Here is an 8,022-nt window from a genome sequence, read left to right on the forward strand (position 1 = left end):
GGCGCTCTGTATGTTGCTGCGGCGCCGCTGTGTGTTGTTAAGAATGACCGGTTCACGCATAATTCCAGCTTCCGCAAGCCACTTCAAATTGCTCGGACCACTTTAAAACAACACCGGAAGACATCGATGGCGACAGGCATGCAAACGCGGGGCAGGGTCGAAATGGTGATGCGCAGGCTGGAAACGGCCTTGCTGGACGGCAGCTTGCCGGCGGGCGCGCAGCTGCCGGCCGAACGCCTGCTGGCACAGCAATATGCGGTCTCGCGCAACACCGTGCGCGAAGCCGTGCAGCGGCTGGCGGCGCGGGGCCTGGTGCGCAGCCGGCGCGGCGCCGGCGTGTTCGTGACCGATCAATTGCGCACCGGCATGGCGTCGCCTTGGAGCCAGCTGGTGGCCGACCACCCCGCCCTGCGCGACGACATCCTGGAATTTCGCCGCGTGCTGGAAGGAGCGACGGCCTACTTTGCGGCGCAGCGGGCCAGCGGGGACGAGCGCGCGCAGATCATGGCCCTGCTGGCCGAGCTGGAACAGGCGCGTGCCAGCGACGACAAGCATGGCGAGGCGCAGGCCGATGCGCGGCTGCATGAAGTCATCGCGCAGGCGTCGCACAACACCATGTTTTTGCACCTGCACACCAGCATCATCGGCATGCTGCGCGAACACATCACCATCAATGGCACGGGCTTGCGCCAGCAGGACGACGCCACCTCGCTGCACCTGCTGTCGCAGCACCGCACCTTGTGCGTAGCGATCTGCGCCAGCCAGCCCGAGGAAGCGCGCACGGCCATGCAAAGCCACATCGATTTCGTGCGCACGCGCGTCACCAGCGATGACGATTGAGGCCACTGGTAGGACCAGTGCCTGCGCACAGGGGCCGCAAAAACTGCTAACATCGCGCGCCGCCCACTGATCCATCCTGCCATGACCGTCCTCGTCCACACCCATCCGCTGGTGCGCCAGCTGGAAAACGACTTGCTGCCCCTGTTCCGCGCCGCCCTGCCCGCACTCTCGGTCGCCGCGCCACGGGCGCTTGCCTCGGTCTTCGCCTTTTCCAGCGGCACGGCCAGCGCCTTCCAGGATTATCATTTCGGCATTTCCTGCCTGCTCGACGATGTACCCGACGATGCCCCGGAAGAAGTCGCCCTGCTGGTCAGCGTCACGGGCCTCGAGTCGGGCGCCCGGCTCAGCGCTCAGGTCGTCTGGGGCCAGCCATCGGGCCGGGTGGAAATGCAGGCCGATCTGGATGCTGGCGACCTGCAAGCCTTGCATGCCGCCCTGCCCGCCTTGCTGGCAGGCTTGCAGCAGGCAGCCAGCCGTGGCAGGCCAGCAAGATGACAGGCGCATGAAAAAGTGCCAGGAAACAACAACTTACGCTTTCCGCAGCGCAACTTTATTGACTTCCACTAGCCCCAGCCCCTATCCTTTCGGTTACGTTTGGTGAGAATGTGTGCCTGTTCATGCGGGCATGCAGACAAGCCGCCTTGCCTTCACAAAAGTCCATTCCGCATTTTTATTGCAACCATCAGGGCAACGCGCCTGGACGGCCGCTGCCAGCAAATACGGAGCTGACTGTCATGCCATCGCACCACCATTTTCCTGCCACATCCTTGCTCGGCTGCCTACTCCTGCTGGCCGCCCTGCCCGTGCAGGCGCAGAGCACGGACAGCCCCGCCGCCACCTTCAGCGCCAATGCCAGTCTCACCTCGCAATACATTTCGCGCGGCTTTCGCCAGACCTGGGGCAAGCCGGCGCTGCAGGCGGGGGCCGATTACGCGCACCCGAGCGGCTGGTCGCTGGGCACCTGGGCTTCCACCGTCAGCGACCGCTATATCGAGGATGCGACCGTCGAATGGGACTTGTACGGCGGCTACAGCGGCACGGTAGGCGAACTGGGCTACAGCGTGCTGGCCTACTATTACAAATATCCGGGTGCCGTCTACCGCGCCACGGGCGTGAAGTACGACTATGGCGAACTGTCGCTGGGCCTCAGCTACAAGATGCTGTACGCCAAGTACAACCGCACGGTCACGCCGGATTTCTTCGGCATCAGCAATGCGCGCGGCACGGGCTACCTGGACGTGGGTGCGAATGTCGACCTGGGCAATGCCTGGACCTTGAACCTGCACGCCGGCAATGGCCGGGTGGCGGGTACGGGCAACGCCATGTGGAACTGGCGCGACGCCAAGATCGGTGTCACCCGGACCTTCGACGGCGGCTGGAGCGCCAGCGCCGCACTCACGCGCGCCTGGGGCGCCACCGATGCCTACGACCATTACACCCTCGGCATCCCGAATGCGGCCGGCCAGTTCGACACGTCGAACCCCGCCGCGACCACCTTCGTGCTGGCCATCAGCAAGACGTTCTAGGCGCGCCATCCGCGACGCCCATGACATCAATACCCCTCCCCATCAAGGAACAGCATCATGCAACTCTCACTGAACAGTAAAATCTGCGTCGCCGCCACCGCGCTCGCCGTCCTCAGCCTCGGCGTCACGGCGGCGGTGATCGGCTACAAGAGCAGCGCCAGCGCCGAAGCGGCCGCGCTGGACCTGGCGCGCACGTCGGCGCGCGAAGTGGCCGGTGCGCTGCAGGCGCGCATCGCCAGCAATCTGTCCAGCGTGTCCAGCCTGGCCGGCGCCATGCGCGGCACCAAGAGCGCCAGCCTGCCCCTGCAGCGCGAACAGATCAACGAACTGACCAAGGCAACATTGACCAGTTCCGAAGACTTGCTGGGCTCGGCGGTGACGTGGGAGCCGAACGCACTCGACGGCAAGGATGCGGATTTCGCCAACCAGAAACCGTACTACGACGCCAGCGGCCGCTTCATGCCCTACTGGACGCGGGGCGCCGGCGGCAAGCTGCAAGTCGAACCCATCGTCTTCGACCCGAAACCGGGCGCCAACGACTGGTATGACGTGCCCAAGCGCACCGGCAAGACTTACTTTACGGAACCGTACATTTATCCCGTCGACGGCAAGAATGTCCTGATGGCCTCGCTGGTGGCGCCCATCATGATCGACGGCAGTTTCAAGGGCGTGGCCAGCGCCGACTTCATGCTCACGCGCCTGGCGAAAATCCTCGCCGACCTGAAAGTGATCGAGGGCGGCAAGCTGGCCCTGATCTCGAACGGCGGCCTGTACGCGAGCCACCCCGTGCCTGATCGTCTCGGCAAGAAAGCCGACGACATGCCGGCCGCCGGCCTGGAAAAGGTACGCCAGGGCCAGTCGTATGAATACGAGGACGACAAGGGCTACATCCATTTGCTGCAGCCGCTGCAGATCCACCCCGATATCGCGCCATGGAGCGTGGAACTGAATTTCCCGAAAAGCGTGGCCACGGCCTCGGCGCGCGACCTGATGATCTATACCCTGATCGTCGCCCTGCTGTGCGCGGCGGCCACGGCCGGCATTCTGATTCTCGTCGTCAACCAGCTGACGCGCCCCCTGCGTACCCTGGGCCGCACCATGACGGACCTGTCGAGCGGCGACGCCGACTTGCGCGTCAAGCTGGAAGTCAAGGGCACCGACGAGCTGGCCGTGATCGGCAAAGGTTTCAACGCCTTCGTGGAAAAAATCCACGCCGTGCTGCTGCAAGTGCAGGCCAGCGCGGACAACGTGGCACGCGCCAGTGCGGAAATTGCGCAGGGCAATAACGACCTGTCGGCCCGCACGGAGCAGCAGGCCAGTTCGCTGGAAGAAACGGCCGCCTCGGTGGAAGAGCTGACGGGCACCGTCAAGGAAAACGCCGACCATGCGCGCCAGGCCAATCAACTGGCCGCCTCCGCCTCCAGCGTGGCGCAAAAGAGCGGCGAAGTGGTCGGCAAGGTGATCGAAACCATGACGTCGATTAACGACTCGTCGAACAAGATCGTCGACATTATTTCGGTCATCGACGGCATCGCCTTCCAGACGAATATCCTGGCCCTGAACGCGGCCGTGGAAGCGGCACGCGCGGGTGAACAGGGGCGCGGTTTCGCCGTCGTCGCCACGGAAGTGCGCAACCTGGCGCAGCGCTCGGCGGCGGCGGCCAAGGAAATCAAGCTGCTGATCGACGACTCCGTCGGCAAGGTGGCGGCCGGCAGCAAGCTCGTCGACGAAGCGGGCGCCACCATGGAACAGGTAGTCGACAGCGTGCGCAAGGTCACCGCCATCATGGCCGACATCAGCGTCGCCACCAACGAGCAAAGCGACGGCATCGCCCAGGTCAACCAGGCGCTGGCGCAGATGGATGGCGTGACGCAGCAAAACGCGGCCCTGGTCGAGGAAGCGGCGGCTGCCGCCGAAAGCCTGCAAGACCAGGCCAGCCACCTGGCCGAGGTGGTCAGCGTATTCAAGCTGGGCGCACAACAACAAACGACGCCGCAGGCAATGCCGGTGGTGACCAAAGTGGTGGCGCCACCAGCCAAGCGCCTCGCCCCGGCCAAGCCGGCGCTCGCGGCAAGAGCGCCAGCCAAGGCGCCGGCCGGCGATGACTGGGAAGAGTTTTAAGCCTGTCTTGCCAGGCGGCTGCGAGTGCCCTTGATCTATATCAAGTCACGAATACATTCGGTGAGAATTGCCCCTGATCCATCCTTTTATACTGTTGCCGCGTCTACGGCACGCATGCTTGCCGGAATAAAAGGATGGAGCATGAAAAAATTTGTGGCAGTATTCCTGACATCAAGCGCCGCACTGCTGGCCGGCTGCGGTGGTGGCGGCGGCGGCAGTGATGCAGGCAATTCCAATGCCGGCTCGACGCTGGCACCCTACGTCGGTACCTGGCAAACGCCGTGCGACGAACATGAACGCCAGACCATGGTGGTCGCCGCCAAGGCCGATGGCAGCGGCGCGATGGAACTGACCTCCACGATCGACACCTATCTCAAGACCGGCTGCAGCGGCACCTTGCTGGGCACGGAAACCATGACCGCAAAGATGAGCGCGACACCGGATGGCGTGGCCGACGTCCTCGTCAAACTGACGGAAAATGGGGCAGCCACCAACGTGCGCATCGACAAGCTGAATCTGTCCATGCCCGCCTATACCTTCAACGTCACGGGACCTGGCGTGCAATACGTGAAGAAAGATGGCAAACAGCAATGGTGCATCGAGTATGAAGGCGGCTCCACCTGCCTGCTCGACGAAGGCATGCGCCCGGCGCAAACCATCAAAGGCGGCATCTTCTTGCGCGACAACAATCTCTACACCTTCTCGCATAACGGCAGCAGCTATGTGCCCGACATGCTGTACGTAAAAAAATAGGCGCGTGACTTGCTGCGGGGGCCATGGCCCTGCAGCGTCAAGGCCTCGATACCGCTGGCAAGGCTAGGTGTAGAATCGGACAGACATTGCAAAAGCAGAAAGCTATCCTGTTAAAAAAAGGAGCTTGCCATGTCGACCAACGCTTTCTCCCTGCCGTCCGACGCCGCGCTGGCCGCCCTGTTGCAGCCGCAGGACAGCGCCTTCACCCCCATCGACGGCTTGCGGCGCCTGCGCGACGCGGGGCTGGACCAGCTACCCCTGCCCGGCCACGGCGCCACCCTGCGGCGCTGGCAAATGCTGGCCGCCATCGCCGCCATCGACCTGTCCCTGCTCAAGCTGTATGAAAGCCATACCGATGCGCTGGCCATCCTGGCGGAACTCGACGGCTCCTGCATGCCGGCCGGCGGCAGCTGGGGCGTCTGGTGCGCGGACCTGCCCGACGCGCGCTTACGCTTGCGGCAGATGGCAGATGGCCGCCATGTGCTCGACGGGCGCAAGGCCTGGTGTTCCGGCGCGCATGGCCTCAGCCATGCCTTGATCAGCTGCCGGAGCGACGATCACCAGGCTTGCCTGGCCTGCGTGGCGCTGTCGCAGCCTGGCGTGCACGTCACGGACGAAGGCTGGCAAGCCGTCGGCATGCGCGCCTGCGCCAGCGTCGATGTGACTTTTTCCGCCGCGCGCGCCTTTCCCGTTGGCGCGCCGGGCGCCTATCTGAACCGCCCCGGCTACTGGCATGGCAGCGCCGGCATCGCGGCCGCCTGGTATGGCGCCGCCTGCGCCATCGCCAGCCATCTGCATGCGCGCGCGCAGCACGCCGCCCCCGATCCCGTGCGCCTGGCGCAACTGGGCCAGATCGACTGCGCCCTGCGCGCCACCGGCGCCCTGCTGCGCGAAGGCGCCGCCGAGATCGACGCGCACCCGCAAAGCGATGCCATGGCACTGGCGCTGCGCCTGCGCCTGGCCGTAGAGGACGCGGCGACCCTGGTGCTGCACCTGACCACGCGCGCCTTGGGCGCCGGCCCCCTGTGCCGCGATGCCCATTTCGCGCGCCTGGCGGCAGACCTGCCCGTGTTCCTGCGCCAGAGCCATGCGGAACGCGACCAGGCCGTGCTGGGCGGCATCGTCGCCGGCGCGGAAGCACATCCGTGGATGCTGTAACGGCGCACGGGCAAAAAAAATCGCCGGACCGGATGGACTCCGGGCCGGCGATCAGGACTGGCCTGACTACGTGATTACCTGAGCGGCATGGCGATGCCGAACATCACCGACTGGGTACGTCCGCTATCGATATTCAAATTGCTGTTGTAGTCCAGGGTGATCGTCATGCCATTCGACAGCAACAGTTTCACGCCCAGGCCCGCCGCCCAGTTGCCCGTCTGTTGCGGCACCGTGCGGATCACGTACACGGGGCCGTCGGCCACCAGGTCGGCATACGCCAGGCGCGCATCATCGGCGCCCTGGAACTGGTGCCGGTACTCGAGCCGCGCGCGCGGGAACCACGTGCCCAGGCCACCCACATAGATGCCTTCGGCCCGCACGCCGAGCGCGCCGATGCGCGAGCGCACGGTCTGCTTGAAGTAGCTCAGGGCGTTGATGCCCGCCGCCTTCTCCGTGTACGGATCGAGTTTGGCCGACATCAGTTCCACGCGGCCGTACGGCGACCACATCCAGGTGTCATGACGCATCTCGACACCGCCCACCAGCGCGCCGAACACCTGCTTGCCGTCGCGCTCGCCGGTGGCGAAACCGCTGCCATCGGCGAGGTAGCGCGACGCGTCGTACTGCAAGGTGCCGTAGCCAAGCACACCGTCGAGGAAGACGCCCTTGCTCGGACGCAGGCTGCCATACACGGCCGCCACGGCGCTGTCGGCCGTGCTGCGGCTGCCGTTCTGGCCCACGTCGCTGCGGTCATGGCTGAAGCCGGCGCCCACGCCCAGGGTGGCCAGGTCGCTGAGGCGGTAATCGCCCCCCACGCTCACGCCGTTGGTGCGGAAACGGAAGCCCGTGTCGCGGCCGTTCACATAGTGCTGGCCAAAGTCCACCGCGCCGCCGAGCCACAGAGCCAGCGCCTGCTTCTGCGTGTCCGGCTTTTGCGGCATGTCCGGCAAGCCGCTGGTGGCGCCGCTGACATCGACCTGTTGCCGTTCATCGCTGCTGAAACCAGCGCCTGGCTGGCGCAAGGCCGCCTTGCGCATGAACGGTTTGACGGCCGTACCGAACACGCGGTCCGCTTCGTCCGCCTGCCAGCGCGCCAGCGCCGCCGTCGGGTTGCCGCTGTCGTTCGGCGGCGTCAGGCTCAGGCCAAAGCTGGAACGTCCCCAGCCATCGCCATGCAGGCTTTCCAGGCGCTGCGTGAAGTTCGACAGCTGTGCGCTGGCGAAACGCCGCGCCGCATCCGCTTGCGCCGCCTGCAGGCCGATCACTTCCGGATCGACCGACGGATCGCGCCGCGCCGTCACCGTCACGTTGACGACACCCGGCTTCGAGGTGGCATACGCATTGCTCAGGGTGTAGCTGACCACCGCCGCGCCGGCGAACTTGCCCGAGGCCGCAAAGCTCAGCTGGTACGACGGCTTGCCGGCCGTGCCCACGTCGCGCACCACCACCTTGCCCGCTTCCGCCGGCGCCACGCTCAGGATATTCGCCGCCGTGAACGGGCCACCCGTGGCGCCCGCCGTCAGGTCCACATTGACCGTCAGGCCAGCCACCACCGTGACGCTCTGGCTGAGCACTTGCGGCATCGGATTGACGGTAATCGTCGAGGTCACCGGCGCCGAGGTGC

Annotated in this window: 7 protein-coding genes; 6 read left to right on the top strand and 1 reads right to left on the bottom strand. The window is 65.5% G+C overall.

Annotation, left to right across the window (positions count from 1 at the left end):
* Positions 1–138 precede the first annotated feature (138 nt).
* The 6 genes from ASN89_RS10305 (at position 139) to ASN89_RS10330 (ending at position 6,398) form a co-directional block, all read left to right on the top strand.
* Positions 139–840 (top strand): FadR/GntR family transcriptional regulator, encoded by a 702-nt coding sequence (locus ASN89_RS10305; RefSeq protein ID WP_230519025.1) that lies wholly within the window; start codon positions 139–141, stop codon positions 838–840.
* 81 nt (positions 841–921) lie between these two features.
* Positions 922–1,335, top strand: coding sequence for a hypothetical protein (locus ASN89_RS10310; RefSeq protein ID WP_058049204.1), 414 nt, complete (start codon positions 922–924; stop codon positions 1,333–1,335).
* 239 nt (positions 1,336–1,574) lie between these two features.
* The gene (locus ASN89_RS10315) at positions 1,575–2,366 is read left to right on the top strand and encodes a TorF family putative porin (RefSeq protein ID WP_058049205.1); all 792 of its coding nucleotides are present in this window, start codon (positions 1,575–1,577) and stop codon (positions 2,364–2,366) included.
* Between the two features lie 57 nt (positions 2,367–2,423).
* Positions 2,424–4,487 (top strand): methyl-accepting chemotaxis protein, encoded by a 2,064-nt coding sequence (locus tag ASN89_RS10320; RefSeq protein ID WP_058049206.1) that lies wholly within the window; start codon positions 2,424–2,426, stop codon positions 4,485–4,487.
* A gap of 141 nt (positions 4,488–4,628) precedes the next feature.
* Entirely contained in the window at positions 4,629–5,240 is a 612-nt protein-coding gene (locus tag ASN89_RS10325; protein WP_058049207.1) for a hypothetical protein, read from the top strand.
* 129 nt (positions 5,241–5,369) lie between these two features.
* Entirely contained in the window at positions 5,370–6,398 is a 1,029-nt protein-coding gene (locus ASN89_RS10330) for an acyl-CoA dehydrogenase (protein ID WP_058049208.1), read from the top strand.
* A 74-nt stretch (positions 6,399–6,472) separates the two neighbouring features.
* Here ASN89_RS10330 and ASN89_RS10335 read toward each other — a convergent pair.
* Positions 6,473–8,022 (bottom strand): autotransporter outer membrane beta-barrel domain-containing protein (locus tag ASN89_RS10335; RefSeq protein WP_152988528.1); only part of this gene is annotated, 1,550 nt, incomplete at its 5' end.

The sequence above is a fragment of the Janthinobacterium sp. Ant5-2-1 genome (genome assembly GCF_001445815.1).
GTDB lineage: Bacteria > Pseudomonadota > Gammaproteobacteria > Burkholderiales > Burkholderiaceae_D > Janthinobacterium > Janthinobacterium lividum_E.